Origin of the sequence: Gracilibacillus caseinilyticus (assembly GCF_022919115.1) — a bacterium.
Taxonomy (GTDB): Bacteria; Bacillota; Bacilli; order Bacillales; family Amphibacillaceae; genus Gracilibacillus; species Gracilibacillus caseinilyticus.
On sequence record NZ_CP095072.1, the window covers coordinates 2,878,942 to 2,894,815 of the forward strand.

The 15,874-nt window shown below is 37.2% G+C and carries 17 protein-coding genes; 14 read left to right on the top strand and 3 right to left on the bottom strand.

The annotated features are described in order from the left end of the window. Positions 1-74 precede the first annotated feature (74 nt). Together MUN88_RS13515 and MUN88_RS13520 are read left to right on the top strand one after the other, a co-directional pair. Positions 75-1,700 carry a putative polysaccharide biosynthesis protein gene (locus MUN88_RS13515; RefSeq protein ID WP_244715882.1) on the top strand — a complete coding sequence of 542 codons (1,626 nt, stop codon included), beginning with the start codon at positions 75-77 and terminating at the stop codon, positions 1,698-1,700. An 82-nt stretch (positions 1,701-1,782) separates the two neighbouring features. Then, positions 1,783-2,421 (top strand): 16S rRNA pseudouridine(516) synthase, encoded by a 639-nt coding sequence (locus MUN88_RS13520; protein WP_369809887.1) that lies wholly within the window; start codon positions 1,783-1,785, stop codon positions 2,419-2,421. 49 nt (positions 2,422-2,470) lie between these two features. On the opposite strand, the gene MUN88_RS13525 is transcribed toward MUN88_RS13520, so the two are convergent. Beyond that, positions 2,471-2,689, bottom strand: coding sequence for an HTH domain-containing protein (locus MUN88_RS13525; protein WP_244715884.1), 219 nt, complete (start codon positions 2,687-2,689; stop codon positions 2,471-2,473). Between the two features lie 143 nt (positions 2,690-2,832). On the opposite strand from MUN88_RS13525, the gene MUN88_RS13530 reads away from it, so the two are divergent. The 4 genes from MUN88_RS13530 (at position 2,833) to MUN88_RS13545 (ending at position 6,269) form a co-directional block, all read left to right on the top strand. Beyond that, on the top strand, positions 2,833-3,846 hold the full coding sequence (locus MUN88_RS13530; protein ID WP_244715886.1) for a potassium channel family protein: 1,014 nt from the start codon (positions 2,833-2,835) through the stop codon (positions 3,844-3,846). 4 nt (positions 3,847-3,850) lie between these two features. Beyond that, entirely contained in the window at positions 3,851-4,405 is a 555-nt protein-coding gene (gene thpR / locus MUN88_RS13535) for an RNA 2',3'-cyclic phosphodiesterase (RefSeq protein WP_244715888.1), read from the top strand. 4 nt (positions 4,406-4,409) lie between these two features. Beyond that, on the top strand, positions 4,410-5,318 hold the full coding sequence (locus MUN88_RS13540; RefSeq protein WP_244715890.1) for an NERD domain-containing protein: 909 nt from the start codon (positions 4,410-4,412) through the stop codon (positions 5,316-5,318). Between the two features lie 147 nt (positions 5,319-5,465). Continuing rightward, positions 5,466-6,269: a phosphotransferase gene (locus MUN88_RS13545; protein ID WP_369809994.1), complete on the top strand. Its 804-nt coding sequence runs from the start codon at positions 5,466-5,468 to the stop codon at positions 6,267-6,269. Here the strand turns inward: MUN88_RS13545 and MUN88_RS13550 are convergent. After that, positions 6,250-6,534 (bottom strand): YtzH-like family protein, encoded by a 285-nt coding sequence (locus MUN88_RS13550; RefSeq protein WP_244715894.1) that lies wholly within the window; start codon positions 6,532-6,534, stop codon positions 6,250-6,252. The two genes, MUN88_RS13545 and MUN88_RS13550, sit on opposite strands and share 20 nt — an antisense overlap. A 166-nt stretch (positions 6,535-6,700) precedes the next feature. Between MUN88_RS13550 and trmB the strand changes: the two genes are divergently transcribed. Further along, entirely contained in the window at positions 6,701-7,342 is a 642-nt protein-coding gene (gene trmB, locus MUN88_RS13555) for a tRNA (guanosine(46)-N7)-methyltransferase TrmB (protein ID WP_244715896.1), read from the top strand. 686 nt (positions 7,343-8,028) lie between these two features. Here trmB and MUN88_RS13560 read toward each other — a convergent pair. Beyond that, positions 8,029-8,343, bottom strand: coding sequence for a PepSY domain-containing protein (locus MUN88_RS13560; protein WP_244715898.1), 315 nt, complete (start codon positions 8,341-8,343; stop codon positions 8,029-8,031). A gap of 167 nt (positions 8,344-8,510) precedes the next feature. On the opposite strand from MUN88_RS13560, the gene MUN88_RS13565 reads away from it, so the two are divergent. From MUN88_RS13565 to MUN88_RS13595, 7 genes are all read left to right on the top strand, one after another. Then, the gene (locus MUN88_RS13565) at positions 8,511-9,575 is read left to right on the top strand and encodes a M42 family metallopeptidase (RefSeq protein ID WP_244724529.1); all 1,065 of its coding nucleotides are present in this window, start codon (positions 8,511-8,513) and stop codon (positions 9,573-9,575) included. A gap of 5 nt (positions 9,576-9,580) precedes the next feature. Continuing rightward, entirely contained in the window at positions 9,581-10,090 is a 510-nt protein-coding gene (locus MUN88_RS13570) for a DUF84 family protein (RefSeq protein WP_244715900.1), read from the top strand. Positions 10,091-10,177: 87 nt separating this feature from the next. Next, on the top strand, positions 10,178-10,711 hold the full coding sequence (locus MUN88_RS13575; RefSeq protein ID WP_244715902.1) for a hypothetical protein: 534 nt from the start codon (positions 10,178-10,180) through the stop codon (positions 10,709-10,711). 5 nt (positions 10,712-10,716) lie between these two features. Beyond that, positions 10,717-11,031, top strand: a complete 315-nt coding sequence (locus MUN88_RS13580) for a thioredoxin family protein (protein ID WP_244715904.1) — start codon at positions 10,717-10,719, stop codon at positions 11,029-11,031. A gap of 912 nt (positions 11,032-11,943) precedes the next feature. Beyond that, complete coding sequence (locus tag MUN88_RS13585) at positions 11,944-12,747, top strand: DUF1444 domain-containing protein (protein ID WP_244715906.1); 804 nt, start codon at positions 11,944-11,946, stop codon at positions 12,745-12,747. A gap of 15 nt (positions 12,748-12,762) precedes the next feature. Beyond that, a complete protein-coding gene (gene ytpR / locus MUN88_RS13590) occupies positions 12,763-13,362 on the top strand; it encodes a YtpR family tRNA-binding protein (protein ID WP_244715908.1) in 600 nt (199 codons plus the stop codon). Positions 13,363-13,516: 154 nt separating this feature from the next. After that, on the top strand, positions 13,517-15,742 hold the full coding sequence (locus tag MUN88_RS13595) for a DNA translocase FtsK (protein ID WP_244715910.1): 2,226 nt from the start codon (positions 13,517-13,519) through the stop codon (positions 15,740-15,742). Positions 15,743-15,874 lie beyond the last annotated feature (132 nt).

The following is a 15,874-nucleotide window of genomic DNA, read 5'->3' on the forward strand; positions in this document are numbered from 1 at the left end:
GAATATTTATACATTCAGACCTTTGCTATGTTAAAATAATAACGTTATCTATCTAAAAGAATTAAGGTGAATGTATGTCAAGCTCTAATTTCCTCCGTGGAACGCTCTTGCTGACAGTAGCAAGTTTTTTATCGAAATTTCTAGGAATGATTGTCGTTATTCCTTTAACCAATATGGTGGGCGAAACGGGAATGTCTTTGTATCAAATCGCTTATACACCATATACGATTATGTTAAGCGTCGCAACTGTCGGTGTACCGATGGCAGTTTCAAAATATGTAGCCAAGTACAATGCAATTGATGATTATTATACAAGTATGAAAATGTTAAGAGTTGGAACGCTGTTAATGTTTATCACCGGTTTTATTGCTTTTCTGATCATGTTTTTTGGTGCAGAACTATTTGCAAAATGGACATTAGGTGCAGACGGTTCTAAAAATATAACTATTGATGATGCAACATCAGCGATCAAAATGGTTAGTTTTGCTCTTATCATTATCCCTGGAATGTCAATTATGAGAGGGTTCTTTCAAGGAAATAACTCGATGGGACCAACATCTGTATCACAGGTGATCGAACAAATAGCTAGAGTTGTCTTTCTCATTTGTTCGGTGTTTATGGTACTATTTATTTTTGATAAAGAAATACCAACTGCCATTAATTTTGCAACCTTTTCTGCTTTTATCGGAGCAATTGCAGCATGGGTTGTCTTAATCATTTATTGGAAAAAACGCAAGCCAGTTTTAGATAAGGCTGTCGAACAGCAACAACAAATTAATGATATTCCTATTAAGGAAATGTTTAAGGAATTATTCCGATACTCAGGCCCTTTTGTATTGGTCGGGATTGCCATACCGTTATATCAACAAATCGATCAATTTACATTTTACCATGCGATGGAGAAAATCGGGAAGGGAGACATTGCTGATACTGCCTTTTCTGCTTTTGCTAGTCAAGGCCATAAATTAGTGATCATCCCTGTTACCATTGCAACAGGGATGTCATTAGCGCTCATCCCGGAAATATCTAAAGCGTATAATACAAATCAAATGGATAAATTAAAAGGACAAATTAATCAAGCCTTACAAATTATAATGTTTTTTGTCTTACCGGCAGTGGCAGGACTAGCAATACTTGCTGATCCGATATATGGTTCCTTGTTTGGAATGGATCAGCTGGATATCACGGGTTCCTTGTTTGCCTGGTACACGCCATTAGCGATAACTTTTGGTTTATTTACGATAACGTCATCGATTTTACAAGGGATCGAAAGACAGAATTTTACATTAATTAGTTTATCTGCGGGTCTATTAACAAAAATCTTGTTGACCTCATTATTTATACAGATATTTATGGCAAAAGGTGCGATTATTGCTACCATGCTTTCGACCACTATTGCGGTATTGCTGAATTTATGGCAAATTAAGCGATCAATTGATATCAATTATCGCAAATTTTATAAGTTATCGTTTTTAATGTTAATTTTCACAACGGTCATGATCATTGTCATTATGATCATTAAATTTATATTAGGTTTATTCCTCGATTATCAAACTGTTCGCAGTCATACCATAATCGTGATGATACTTGGAGTCAGTATTGGAGGAGGGGTGTACTTATATTTAGGGTATGCCTCTACATTGTTCGAACGCATTACAGGAAGAAGAATTGCAATCATAGACCGATTGCTTGGCAGATAAATAGAGGAGGTGCTGGATTATCCGACTGGATAAGTTTTTGGCAAATATGGGTTATGGAAGCCGAAAAGAAGTAAAAACATACGTGAAAAAGAAGAAGATTACCGTCAATAACCAAGTTGTCCGAAAGGCTGACATGCATATTGAACCTGAACAGGATGAGATCGCTTATAACGGCGAAATCATCGAATATAAAGTATATATCTATATCATGTTAAATAAGCCAGGAGGCTATTTGTCAGCAACAGAGGACAGTAAGCAAATGACGGTGCTCGATCTGATTGCGGAACGGGATAAGGTGTTAGATCCTTTTCCTGTTGGCCGCTTAGATAAGGATACAGAAGGATTACTGTTATTAACCAATGACGGACAGCTCGCACACGATTTATTATCACCTAGCAAACATATTACGAAAACGTATATCGCTAAACTGGATAGAGATATATCAGATCACGATGTACAATTGTTTGAAAAAGGAATTACGTTAGACGGCGGGTATGTCACAAAGCCGGCGGGACTTCGAAGGATAGAAGATAAGGAAGTAGAAATCAAGATAACAGAAGGCAAGTTTCATCAGATTAAACGAATGTTCGAATCACTTGATAACAAAGTGTTGTATCTCAAACGAGTTGCGATGGGAAATGTTCAGCTGGATGAAGATTTGAAGCTAGGAGAATATCGGGAATTAACGAAAGAGGAATGGCAGCAATTACAGCAGAAATAAAATACCAGTATAGGAATTATACTGGTAAAGGATATATAGTCATGAATTTTTAAGATATTTTCACTTTTTTATTTGTGATTTTCCAACTTCCCCGATTTGGACTGTTTACAAGCCCGTTGTATGCTAGCAAATGTAGATCTCGCTGCACGGTACGATCTGTAATACCAAACTCTTCTGCAATTCGACTCGTCGTGACTGGACCATTCTCTCTAATGAACAAATATACGGCCTTCACACGAGTTAGCATGCGGGTGGTTGATTGACTCAAAAAATCACTCCTTCAAAGTATTCAGTGAAACTTTGTTAAAGTATATTCATGATGTACTTATTATTTTACACTTGAATAAAAAATTTTTCTACAATTAAGCTACGAATTTACAGATAATTTATAAAATTTCGGAGGTGATCGGGTTGTATATTTTGAAGCAGGTACTTAAAAAAGTGATAAAAATTCCGAATTATTTATTATTTTTTTCTAGTATTTTTCTTGTGGTTGGAGCGTCCTGGCTAATTGTTATTCTTGAGGAAGAGACGTTTCACACCTTTTTTGATGGTTTCTGGTGGGTCATGACAACTGTAACAACAGTAGGATATGGTGACTTATATCCGGTAACGATAGCAGGAAGATGGCTTGCATTGTTTTTATATGTTATTGGTATAGGACTTATTGGAGTAGTGATCGGGAAAATTATTGACGGTTTAGCGATCTACCGAAAAAAACGACAAGAGGGTGATATCGTGTATAAAGGGAAAGGGCATTATATTATTATCGGATGGTCACAGAAGGCAAACTTTGCTATTAAAGAAATGCTGGCAACAAACGAGAATATAGAAATTATTATTATTGATCAGTTCGAAAAAGCACCTCTATTGGATTCAAATATTTATTACATAAAAGGAAATGCATCAGAAAAAGTGCCACTCGAAAAAGCAAATATTAAAGAGGCTAAATCTGTACTTGTTTTTGCTGATGATACGATACGTGATGGGCAGCTGGCAGACGGTAAATCATTGCTGATTGCCTCTACTATAGAAGAGATGGCACCTGAAGTTCATACAATCGTGGAAATAATGGAGGAAAGCCACATTAAGAATTTCCAATATATGAAGATAGATGAGTTTATTATTTCAAACGAAACGATTTCGTCGTTATTCGTTCGATCTGCATTTCAAAATGGGATTTCCAATATTTTTGGACAGTTGCTGCGACGTTCAGAAGGGGACGATCTATTTCAAGTTCCGAATTCTTCTGAGTGGAAAACGTATCGAGATGCTTTTGAAGCTTTGTTAAAACAAGGGGCCACTTTAGTGTCTGACCGTCATCAATTAAACATTAATCGCATGTTAGATCAGCCACTTCCTGATGATGCAGAATTATATGTCATTTGTGACCAAGATACGTTTGAGGAAATTGTAAGGAGTTGACCTCATGTCTTCCTATCAAGATAGACATTATTTCATTGCACTTGAATTGGATCATTCTGCCAAAGACTGGCTATATCAAATTCAACAACGGCTGGTACCACATGTTTCTTATAAACAATGGGTGCATCCTGATGACTTTCATATCACACTGCAATTTTTAGGGAGTGTAACGGAAAAGACTTTATTAGCCATCCGCACGCAATTAGAAAAAATCAATGTAGCACCATTTATGATTGAAATCGGAGGTTTAGCTACATTCGGTAAAGCAGATATGCCACGAGTTTTGTGGGTGGGCGTAGAGAAATCCGATAGCATTTTGCAATTACATCAACATGTAACTACAGCCATTTCTCCATATGTCAAAATAAATGAGAGAACTTACACTCCGCATATAACATTAGCAAAAAAATGGGCTACAGCTACACCAATATTGAATAAGCAAGTTTTGCTTGAACCAACCGGATCTAAAAAAGTTACGATCACCAAACTAGTCATTTATAAAATTAATCCGGAAAAGAAGCCAAAATATCATGTGTGGCGACAGTTTGAATGGAGGTGAAGAGTTGTCACAATTAATAAAACTTGATAACTATATTTCACGGTATGAGCGAAATATTTTTCATTATCCCAGCCAGTTTTCTCGATTGAAAACGGAAAACTGGAACCGGCTTAAACAACTTTGGCAGGACCAGTTATTATACAATGTATCGGCTGAAGCAAATCAGGAGGAGCCTCAGGACAGTTATTTTTCTAAGTGGCGTTCGTTCTTTAACAGTCGTTCTGAGATTGAAAATCAGTCAGATGAGGTCGAGATTCTTCCTAAGACAGAAGAAGCTTTAAAACAATATTTCCTGGACGCGTTATTTCCTTTTCAATTAAAATGGGCTTCGACAACGATTGATCGAATGTCATTTATCGATAAAACCTACAATCAGGATTTCCTGTTAAAATATTTTCTGCAACGTATACCGGATACACATTTACTGTTATATATGCCTGTTTTTCAATTGAAGAATGGTCCAATAGAAGGCGAAATTATATTAATTAGTCCATTAGAAATAGAAATCATAACACTAATCGAAAAATCAAGCACTCAACATATTATTCCCAATGATACAAGAACATGGTATGTGGATGAATTCAATGTTCAGAGTAAGGTTCTTAGTCCTATGATTGCTGTAAAAAGAACGGAAACTATTGTTCACAGTATTCTAAAAAAATACGGGTTGGATTATCCAGTGAAGAAAGTGATCCTGTCACGTACCAATACAATAGATTCTCAAACAGAGCCCTATCGGACGAAATATGTAGATGCTAATCAGCATGAAAACTGGCTAAAGCAAAAGCAAACATTATATACACCATTAAAGCATCAACAGTTAAAAGTAGCGGATGCCTTATTAAAACATTGTGAATCGGTAGCGGTTCGCAGACCGGAATGGCAACAGGAAGAATCGACACAAATTTTATGAAATAGACAATAATATTAATATTTTTTGTCGAAAATTAAATTTTCTCTTGAAATTATACCTTATTTTGCGTTAATCTATTAATACTAGTCCCTTTTTAGAGAGAGAAAGAGATTAACAGATTATCAAGAGGAATTGAGGGTGACAGCTTTGGAACACATTCTAGGTGAAGATTGGACAATTATACCTGCGGGCGGTTCAACAGGCGCGGCTTATTATGCCCAATCGGATCAGAAGAAATTATTCTTAAAACGCAATTCATCTCCATTTTTAGCTGTTTTATCGGCTCAGGGTATTGTTCCTAAATTAGTTTGGACGAAACGTTTAGAGAATGGTGATGTCGTTACAGCTCAACAATGGCTGGACGGAAAAGCTTTAAATATTGAAGAAATGCAGCACCCTAAAGTCGCTAAATTGTTAAGTAAAATCCATCATTCCTCTGAATTGTTAGACATGTTATTGCGTATTGAGAAATCTACGATCAACCCAGATCAAACGTTAGTGAGAGTGAAACAGTTCGTGCAAGGAAGCAAACAGGCGCGTCGTTCACTAACCATATATAAATCGCTAAAATATTTAGAGAAACGCTTATTTGATGTTTACTATGATCAGCAGGTCGTTTGTCACTGTGATTTAAACCATCATAACTGGATGCTTTCTGACAATGGAGAGCTTTATTTAATTGATTGGGATAATGCGCGTGTTGGAGATCCAGCAATGGATATCGGCCGTATTTTACAGTCCTATATACCGCAAGAGGATTGGGAGCAATGGCTGGCTCATTATGGAATTGAAAACAGTCGTCATCTTATGCAACGGATGCATTGGTATTTAATTATTGAAGAAATTATTGGCTATGTTTGGGCCGAAAATGGTTATCATAACGAAGAAGCTAATTCGCATCTGCATGAATTGAATCAGCTTCTTGATCAAATCAATAATTGGAATCTTTAATTACCTGTAACCATTGTTCAATATCGGACTGGTAGCTCGTAATATGGTCATCTAAATTTGTTGAAGTTGCTCCCTGTGAGCCATATTGATCAATACCCTCTAATATTTGACTCAGTTCATTATTGGGAAGCGATGGATTTTTTTGAAGAGATCTAATTATTCTTGATATTTGCTCACATTCGGAAGTGCTGCCACAGCATTCTTCCGCATGAAGGCTTAAAAGATCATGTAATAAATCTAATTGATTATTGATATTTAACGACATGTTATAAACCCCACCTTTAATTTTAGTATAACGAGCTGGAGTAATTTTATACGATGGACAATAAACTTGGCTTTTGCTTCTAAACTGGCAAAAGCCAAGTTTATGTATGATCGAAAATAAGGACAGACAAACTATAAACTAGACACTTCTCAAAAGGAGCGGAAACATGAGAGCGAGACATAAACCTTGGGCAGATGATTTTTTAAAGGAAAATACAGCTATTGTCGAATTAAACCCAGCATCACGTAAGGGGAATTGGAAGCAAGAGATAAGTGATGGCAAACCAATTCACTTGGAAATTGGAACTGGTAAGGGGAGTTTTATCGATGGAATGGCTGCCAACTATCCTTCGGTTCAATTTGTAGGAATGGAATTGGTGAAAAGTATCATTGTCTCGGCAGTAGAGAAAGTGAAAAATACAGGGCGTTCCAATGTAACGTTTATAAATGAAAATGCTGAAAAATTAACGGAGATATTTGCTGAAAACGAAGTGGATCAACTATTTTTGAATTTCTCAGATCCATGGCCAAAAAATCGTCACGAAAAAAGAAGGTTAACCTTTCATACTTTCTTATCACAATACCAGCAAATTCTAAAACCTGGTGGGCAATTGGTGATGAAATCTGATAACCGTGGGCTGTTTGAATATTCATTAGTTAGTTTATCCCAATTTGGCTGCACATTAGAAGAAGTAACTTTTGACTTGCATCAATTGGATGATCCGATGAATGTGATGACAGAATATGAGGAGAAATTCTCAGCAAAAGGGCAGCCGATTTATCGCTGTCGCGTTTCATTCCCAAAATAAATAGTTGAAGGCGGAAATGCAGTGATTTACAAATCAATTGTGTTTCCGCTTTTTTACGAGTGTAGTAAGCATGAATGGGAGAAAGGATTGATTCTGATAATACGGATTATGTCACCAGCATTGTGTTTGTTTTGAAATGCTGTTAGTGGTATGATGCCGCTCCGGCCAACCACTTCGCGTCCTGCGGGGCACGGCTGAAGCTAACTTTGTAAAGAAGACCGCTTTACAAAGTGGATCTTCAGCACCTGCACGTCCCTCGGGAGTCTACGTGGTTGGCCTACGCTAGGATAGGTACTCTACAACTATTGTAAGAGCTAGCATTTTGATCCATAACTAATTGTACATAAATAATGAATTCGTAACATAATACCTAGCACCACTGCTTTTAGCTGTACCATACGTTGTAGCTCTTCTTTAAGCGTAGGAAATATGTGGAGACTCCGCATGTATCAGCGCGAGCTGAAAATCGGAGCTTTGTTACGTTAATTAAACATTTCAAAATGGCTAAAATGTTATACAATTCCACTTTCCATAATCCGTTTTAATAGGTAGCTTCACATACAATTAAGGTATTTAGTCTCCGAATTTTTCTAATTGAAAATGAAATAGCGGAAAAAGCGTGACTTTGGAGCCGCTGCATTTCCCGCTAAAAAGAAATATTGAATAAATGGATCACATAAGTAAGTTTACCCATGTTGAGGAAAGATTTCGATCAATGTACCTGTATAGGCATCTACAAAAAATTCATACGGAATGTCTTTACCATCTATTTGTTTGGTTATACCGCCATGGTAGACATCATATTGGATATTATTTTTTTGATACAATTCTGGTTTCATATAGATCCAGGAGCCACTAACCTCGTATTGCTTTTGATATTTAGTTTTAACCATTTTCAAAACGTTCTCCGGTTTTAACTTCTGTTTTTGATCTAATTGTTTACCCAGTATGTAACCAGCAATAAATGCAATAGTTACAAAAAATATGCTTTTTCTTTTCATTTTTTCACTCCATCCTTATAAAATGAAAAATTATGTATATTCATCATAAGAATAATATGTAAGAAAATGCAAGTAATATGCCAATACATGTTCCAAGAACTCAGTGTATTTGCTTTTCGATTAAAGATGAATCATGGTATAGTGATTACTAGAAAGGATGACGTATGATGAATAAAGAAACATTACAATTATTTCGAACTTTAACGGAATTACCAGGTGCACCAGGTAATGAGCATCAGGTTCGTGCATTTATGAAGCAAGAATTAACGAAATATGCAGATGAATTGGTACGAGACCGTCTCGGTGGTGTCTTTGGTCACAAAAAAGGAAATGGACCAAAAGTGTTAGTTGCTGGCCATATGGATGAAGTGGCGTTTATGGTGACACAAATTACAGGAAACGGCATGATCCGTTTTCAGCCTTTGGGGGGCTGGTGGTCCCAAGTATTGTTATCACAACGAGTGGAAATACATACTGACGAAAAAGCAATCATCGGTGTAGTTGGATCGATACCACCACATAATTTAACAGCCGCTGAACGATCAAAACCGATGAAGCAAGAGAATATGTTAATCGATATAGGTGCTGATGATAAGGAAGATGTTATCAGAATGGGTATCAAACCGGGACAATCGATTATCCCGGTATCTGAATTTACACCGATGGCAAACGAGAAGAAGATTTTGGCCAAAGCATGGGATAACCGTTATGGCTGTGGTTTAGCTATTGAGTTATTAAAAGAATTACAGGGTCAAACCGTGCCGAATGACTTGTACAGTGGTGCTACTGTGCAAGAAGAAGTAGGTTTGCGCGGTGCCAAGGTGGCTGCAAATATGATTCAGCCAGATGTTTTCTATGCATTGGATGCCTCACCTGCGAATGACATGTCTGGCGATGATAAAGAATTTGGTCAGTTAGGAAAAGGGGCACTGCTTCGGATATTTGACCGTTCTATGATTACCCATCATGGCATGCGTGATTTTGTATTGGATACAGCAGAAACACACCAAATACCATATCAGTATTTTATATCACAGGGTGGAACAGATGCAGGTAGTGTGCATTTATCGAATCAAGGTGTGCCATCAGCAGTAGTGGGGATTTGTTCCCGGTATATCCATACACATGCATCAATCATTCATGTCGATGATTATCAGGCGGCTAAAGAGTTGCTGCTGAAGTTAATTAAAGCTACAGATCAATCCACTGTTGATACGATCAGAGAAGGGTAACAAAGATGAAGATCGTAACAGGTACGTTTAATCAAGCTAAAATGAATGCCGTTAAGGATGTCTTTTCAGAGGCAGAAGTGATCGGAGCTGATGTAGATTCCAAGGTGGATTCTCAGCCCAAGAGTGATGAAGAAACACTTGCTGGTGCTATCAACCGCGCAAAAGCAAGCAGACTGTACATTGAAGATGGTTATGGCGTTGGTCTGGAGGGTGGGGTGATGCCAATCAGTGACCAATTGTATCTTTGCAATTGGGGAGCACTTGTCACACCTGACCATCAATTGTTTGTTGCTAGTGGTGCAAGAATTCCGCTACCAGATGTTATCGCAGAGGCCGTCATGAATGGGGGAGAACTTGGACATGTCATGAAAGAATGGACAAAGATGCAAAATATCAGACATCATCAAGGTGCGATTGGTATTTTCACCAATGAGTGGGTATCCAGAAAGGAAATGTTTAGCCATGTAGTGAAATTGTTAGCTGGCCAACTAGCATATTCTACAAAGTCTGAATAAATGGCATAATTTTTCTCTTGTGAAATTTTCAAAAAATAGTATGATAGTAAAGGGGGTAAATAGGACTAAAATTCAGGAGGATTTATTATGAGAATGGAGAAATTTGGATTTCTTACTGTTTCGATATTGCTCATTTTCGTCATAGCTATGAGTATATGGTCTATTGAACCAACAGAAGAAGTCTTAACTGAAGCAGTTGATGCAGCAGAAAATCAATTTGAACAAGAAATAAAAGAACCTAATGAAGAGCTGGATCATTTCTCTTTATTTGTACCAGAAGGTTTTGAAGTAGAAGAACAATCACAGAATAATGTGATATTAACCAAAGATAATCAAACTTACATTCTGTTTTATAATAAATTGGAATCGGATACGAGTAAATTAAATTATGAAGCAGCAATGGAAATGGAAGATCATGACAAGCTTGTTTCATTTGAAGATCAAGATCGATTTGGTTATATTAATATTACAGAACGTGATGATCAATTTGAGGTACAACTTGGTGTCGGTGGAGTGAAAGTGACTACTATCAGCACAAAACAAGAATTAACAGAAAATGTGAATTCCATGATGAATATGGCTAATTCACTTGCATATGTAGAAGAGATGGGAGCATCGTAAAAATAATGAGAACATTAAAGACAGAACAAGAATATCATCAATTAAAGGGCGAAGAAAAAGTTATTTTTCTATTCTCAGCAGATTGGTGTCCAGACTGTCGAGTAATTGAACCAATCTTACCAGAAGTAGAGGAGAAATTCTCTGACTATCTATTCGTATATGTGGATAGAGATCAATTTATTGATATTTGTGTTGCCAATGATATTTTTGGCATACCAAGCTTTGTGGCATATGACCATGGAGAAGAATTAGGGCGTTTCGTCAGTAAGGACAGAAAAACACAAGAGCAAATCGAACAGTTTATTCAAGGTTTGTCGTAAAACAACGAAAGCAACAGGGATATTCCAGTCCAACAAAAGCCGAACATACCACGAAATGTCATCAAACGACCTACGCGTTATGTTCGGTTTTCTTTATATGTTTGAAAATGTAAGTGATGAAAAAACTCGAGTTAGCGTAGGTTAAAAATGTACAAAAATTAAGTAAACCTTTGGAACTTGCTAAAAGTATACAGTGTATTTGACGTGAAAAGTAAATATATAATCACAGTCATAATTGTAGATGCATTATGCTCACGATTAAGTATGGGTTCTTATAATACGGATTATGTAAAGTAGAGTCTTATGAAATAATGGTAATTTTGATATCTATTATCTGCTTAGCAAAGCTCCGGAAATATGCCCCACGGGAGTCTCCGCATATTCCTACGCTTAAGGAAGTGCTACAACGTTAGTGACAGTTAATTGCAGCAGTACCAAGCATTATGTCTTTGCAATTCCCGATGCTATTATTGATTGTTACTTATCGATAACGACTAAATGCTGAATCATACATTTAGTTGTAGAATACTTACATTAGCGCAGGCCAACCACGGAAACTCCTGCAGGAACAGCGCGAGCTGAAAATCCACTTTGTGAAGTGTTTTTCTTCACAAAGTTAGCTGAAGCCGTGCCCGCTGGATGCGGAGTGGTTGGCCGGAGCGATCTACTTGCACATAAAACATTTCAAAATAGTCATATCGATAAAATGTCTAGTTGACATAATCCGTATTATAGGTGAGCTTAAGATTCTTAAGTTAAACGGGTTTAGGCTAGCTTCTCTTTGTGTCTGGTAACAAAACAATGCTTGATCCAAAAAATATTCCATCTGCACAGCATGCTATTTTTCATTTGCTACAAAAAGTGTTACAATACATTTTAGTGTTTTCTTCCGTAAGAAGGAGGACGAAGGATATGAAAATAAATGCATTACAAATGAAAAGAAAACTCGATGAATTATTTGAACGTGATGAATGGAACGTTTCTTATAATAGAGATAAAAATATCTACCGTGTAGAATGGAAGGAATCGAAACAAGGTGTATCGATCAATATCCCTAATGTCATTGCAAAGTTTGAAAGAAGAGGGGATATTGCCCTGGAAGAATTGGAGTTTCATGTCAGTGAATCATTAAAAATGATGAACGAAGAGCATGAATTAGAAGGAAAAGAAAGTCACATTTATCCAGTAATCCGTGCGACATCTTTCCCTAAGAAAACCAAATCCGGTGTAAAACTTGTCTACACGGAACATACTGCCGAAACAAACGTATATTATGCGTTGGACTTAGGTACTACCTATCAATTAATAGATAATAACATGCTGGAGGAGCAGGGATGGTCATTGGACAGACTAAAAGAAGTCTCGCTCTTTAACATCCGGTCACTGTCTGTGGATTATAAAAAAGATACGGTAGCAGAGAATGATTTTTATTTCATCGCTTCACAGGACGGTTATGATGCCAGCAGAATTCTGAATGAAGTTTTTCTAGAAGAAATGGCTGCTAATGCGTTAGGTGAAGTGGTAGTTGCAGTACCACACCAGGATGTGCTGATCGTTGCAGATATCAAAAACGAAACAGGCTATGATATTATGGCACAAATGAATATGAAGTTTTTCGCAGAAGGCCGGGTACCAATCACTTCCTTACCATTCGTTTATGAGGATAAACATTTAGAACCTATCTTCATTTTAGCGAAAAACAAACCAAAAAATTAAGAGAGGAACAAGCAAATGTTTGTATATTATAATCAACAAGGTATTGGAGATGTTTTATTATTTCCGCTAAAGAATAGTGAGAAAGTAAGCTATCAGACTTATCAAGACGTCGTGCAAATTGTCGATGCAGAAAGCAATGAAATAGTTGGCTATAACATTTTTCATGCATCGAACTACTTTTCATCGTTAATAAATGGCAAGATAAAACTGACGGATGACATTGTAAGTGAAATAGCTAAGACATTTGAACAAAACAATGTACCTGAAAAGCTTGATATCGATCTTTCTCCTAAATTCGTCGTTGGTTATGTCAGTGATATTGCACAACATGATAATGCCGATAAACTCAAAGTTTGTCAGGTAGATGTTGGTTCAGAACAATTACAAATTGTTTGTGGAGCTCCGAATGTTGATAAAGGACAGAAAGTGGTTGTTGCCAAGGTCGGTGCAATCATGCCAAGTGGAATGGAGATCAAACCTACGAAGCTAAGAGGGGTTGATTCAGCTGGAATGATTTGTTCGCAGAAAGAATTAGGGCTGCCTAATGCTCCACAGGAGAAAGGAATTTATGTATTGCCAGCAGATCACGAAGTTGGCAGTGAATTTCAATTTTAGAACCTTTGTCTTATGACAGAGGTTCTTTACATGTTTACATGACTTTTTTGGTAAAAAAAATAAGCTATTACAACCAGTCTTTTCATGATAAAATAAGAAGAAGGTTCTCGATTGCAAAATCGTACATTTTTAAGGAAGCGAGCGTGAACGTACGATGTGGAAAAATATTAAAAAGAAATGGGAACATCTATTTGATGAAGAAGAGCCCGAGATCAGAAGACAAGTAAAACAGCAGGATGATGCTATCGTTCAACGAAAATCGATCGAAACAAAAATGGCTTATCAATATCCAAAAAGTAACAATACGGAAATTAGACAGAAACGTCAATCTGTACATACTAATAAAGAATACAAAAATAAAGAACAGTACAAACAAAGAGAAACGGAATCAGAGGTTAGGCACGAACCGTTTAAAGTGCAAGAAATTCCTTCACCGATACATGGATTCCGTCCCCGGATAAATCGAACAACGGAACGAGTGACACAAAATGAAGTAAACCCTGAGCCAGATAAATCAGATATGTTAAATATGCAAGCCGACCAAGAGCAAAAAGAAGATTTGCTAGTCGGGAAAGATCTTACAACAGATTCCAATACAAATGAGTTAGCTGATGAAGAACGGGAAAATGAACCAGTGATAGAAGAACCGGTTCTGGATGAGTCACCGCTTCCAAAAGAAAATGAGCAGCCAAATGATCAAAAAACAGTTCAGTTATCAAAAGTAATGGAAAAAAGGCAAAAAACAAGATCTGATCGTAAAGTAAGACCATTAAATGTAATGATGACGCCGAGAGATAAATGGCACCATGATCAAAAAAGACAAACAAAGGGACAGCAGGTAAAAAATGAGACTCCGCAGCAGCAACCAGTTCAACCTGTAACGCCGGTACAACCTGAAAAGCCTGTGCAAGGACAGTCCGATCATGTGGAACAACCTCATAGTGATATTAATAGTGATATTAATAGTGATATAAAAAGATCTGTGCCATTTCATTTACTTAATGACGTCGAGGAAGTGTCGCACAATCATGAAACATGGGTAGAAGAGCAGTCACAGAAACTGCAGACAACTTTACGCTATTTTAATATAAAAGCCAATGTTGTTGATGCTACACAAGGACCGTCTGTCACCAGGTTTGAAATACAGCCCGAACCAGGTGTTAAGGTTAGTAAGATTAAGAATTTAACGGATGATATTAAGCTGAATCTAGCGGCGAAAGATATACGTATGGAAGCACCGATACCAGGTAAAAACACAATAGGAATAGAAGTACCGAACGAGCAATCTGAACCAGTCTTTTTACAAAAAATGTTGGAAAGTGATGCGTTTCAGCATCAATCATCTCCGTTAACCGTTGCCCTTGGTGCGGATATCGAAGGACAATCGGTTGTAACAGATTTGAAGAAAATGCCTCACGGTTTGATAGCAGGGGCAACTGGATCGGGGAAAAGTGTATGCATTAATACTATCTTGATTAGTTTATTGTACAAAGCAAATCATCATGAAGTGAAATTTCTGCTGATTGATCCCAAGATGGTGGAGTTAACGCCATATAACGACATTCCACACCTCGTATCTCCAGTGATTACTGATGTGAAAGCTGCAACAGCTGCTCTTAAATGGGCAGTAGCAGAAATGGAAGACAGATATGAGAAGTTTGTCGCTGAAGGTGCGCGTGACATTAATCGTTTTAATGAAAAAATGAAACAGCAAAATCGACCAGAGGATCATCTTCCGTATATGGTCATTGTCATCGATGAGCTGGCTGATTTAATGATGACTTCACCTCAGGATGTTGAAGATGCTATCTGCCGAATTGCCCAAAAAGCAAGAGCATGTGGGATTCACTTGCTTATTGCTACGCAAAGACCGTCAGTCGACGTTATTACAGGATTGATAAAGGCGAATATACCGACTAGAATTGCGTTTAGTGTTTCATCTCAAGTAGATTCACGAACGATTTTAGATAACAGTGGAGCAGAGAAATTACTCGGTAAAGGCGACATGCTGTTTGTTGAAAGTGGCTCAAGTGATACGAAACGGATTCAAGGCGCTTTTGTATCTGACGATGAAATAGAAAGGATCACCAACTATGTTAAACAAATGGCTAGTCCAAATTATCTATTTGAGCAGGAGCAGCTAATTCAGCATACTACAGCAAGTGAAGAAACAGATGAGCTATATTCGGAAGCAATCCAGTTCGTTATGGATTATAATGGTGCAAGTGCTTCCTTATTACAACGTCGCTTCAAGATTGGTTATAATCGAGCAGCAAGATTAATTGACATGATGGAGGATAACGGCATTATTTCTGGACAAAATGGAAGTAAACAACGAGAAATCCTCGTGTCAAGCCAAGATATACGACAAAATAATTAAGGCATTTCGCATTAGATGAACATTCCGCGCATGCCCTGTATACACTATAGGTAAAAGATGGCTGGAAAGGGATTTTAACAAAAGACTTGACACATGAATAGATTTATAAGAAGATAAATCCTTGTGTGATTA

Coding starts and splice junctions, on each gene's coding strand:
- MUN88_RS13515 (WP_244715882.1), top strand. CDS start 75: ATGTCAAGCTCTAATTTCCTCCGTGGAACGCTCTTGCTGACAGTAGCA.
- thpR (WP_244715888.1), top strand. CDS start 3,851: ATGTCTTCCTATCAAGATAGACATTATTTCATTGCACTTGAATTGGAT.
- MUN88_RS13550 (WP_244715894.1), bottom strand. CDS start 6,534: ATGTCGTTAAATATCAATAATCAATTAGATTTATTACATGATCTTTTA.
- trmB (WP_244715896.1), top strand. CDS start 6,701: ATGAGAGCGAGACATAAACCTTGGGCAGATGATTTTTTAAAGGAAAAT.
- MUN88_RS13560 (WP_244715898.1), bottom strand. CDS start 8,343: ATGAAAAGAAAAAGCATATTTTTTGTAACTATTGCATTTATTGCTGGT.
- MUN88_RS13565 (WP_244724529.1), top strand. CDS start 8,511: ATGAATAAAGAAACATTACAATTATTTCGAACTTTAACGGAATTACCA.
- MUN88_RS13570 (WP_244715900.1), top strand. CDS start 9,581: ATGAAGATCGTAACAGGTACGTTTAATCAAGCTAAAATGAATGCCGTT.
- MUN88_RS13575 (WP_244715902.1), top strand. CDS start 10,178: ATGAGAATGGAGAAATTTGGATTTCTTACTGTTTCGATATTGCTCATT.
- MUN88_RS13580 (WP_244715904.1), top strand. CDS start 10,717: ATGAGAACATTAAAGACAGAACAAGAATATCATCAATTAAAGGGCGAA.
- MUN88_RS13585 (WP_244715906.1), top strand. CDS start 11,944: ATGAAAATAAATGCATTACAAATGAAAAGAAAACTCGATGAATTATTT.
- ytpR (WP_244715908.1), top strand. CDS start 12,763: ATGTTTGTATATTATAATCAACAAGGTATTGGAGATGTTTTATTATTT.
- MUN88_RS13595 (WP_244715910.1), top strand. CDS start 13,517: ATGTGGAAAAATATTAAAAAGAAATGGGAACATCTATTTGATGAAGAA.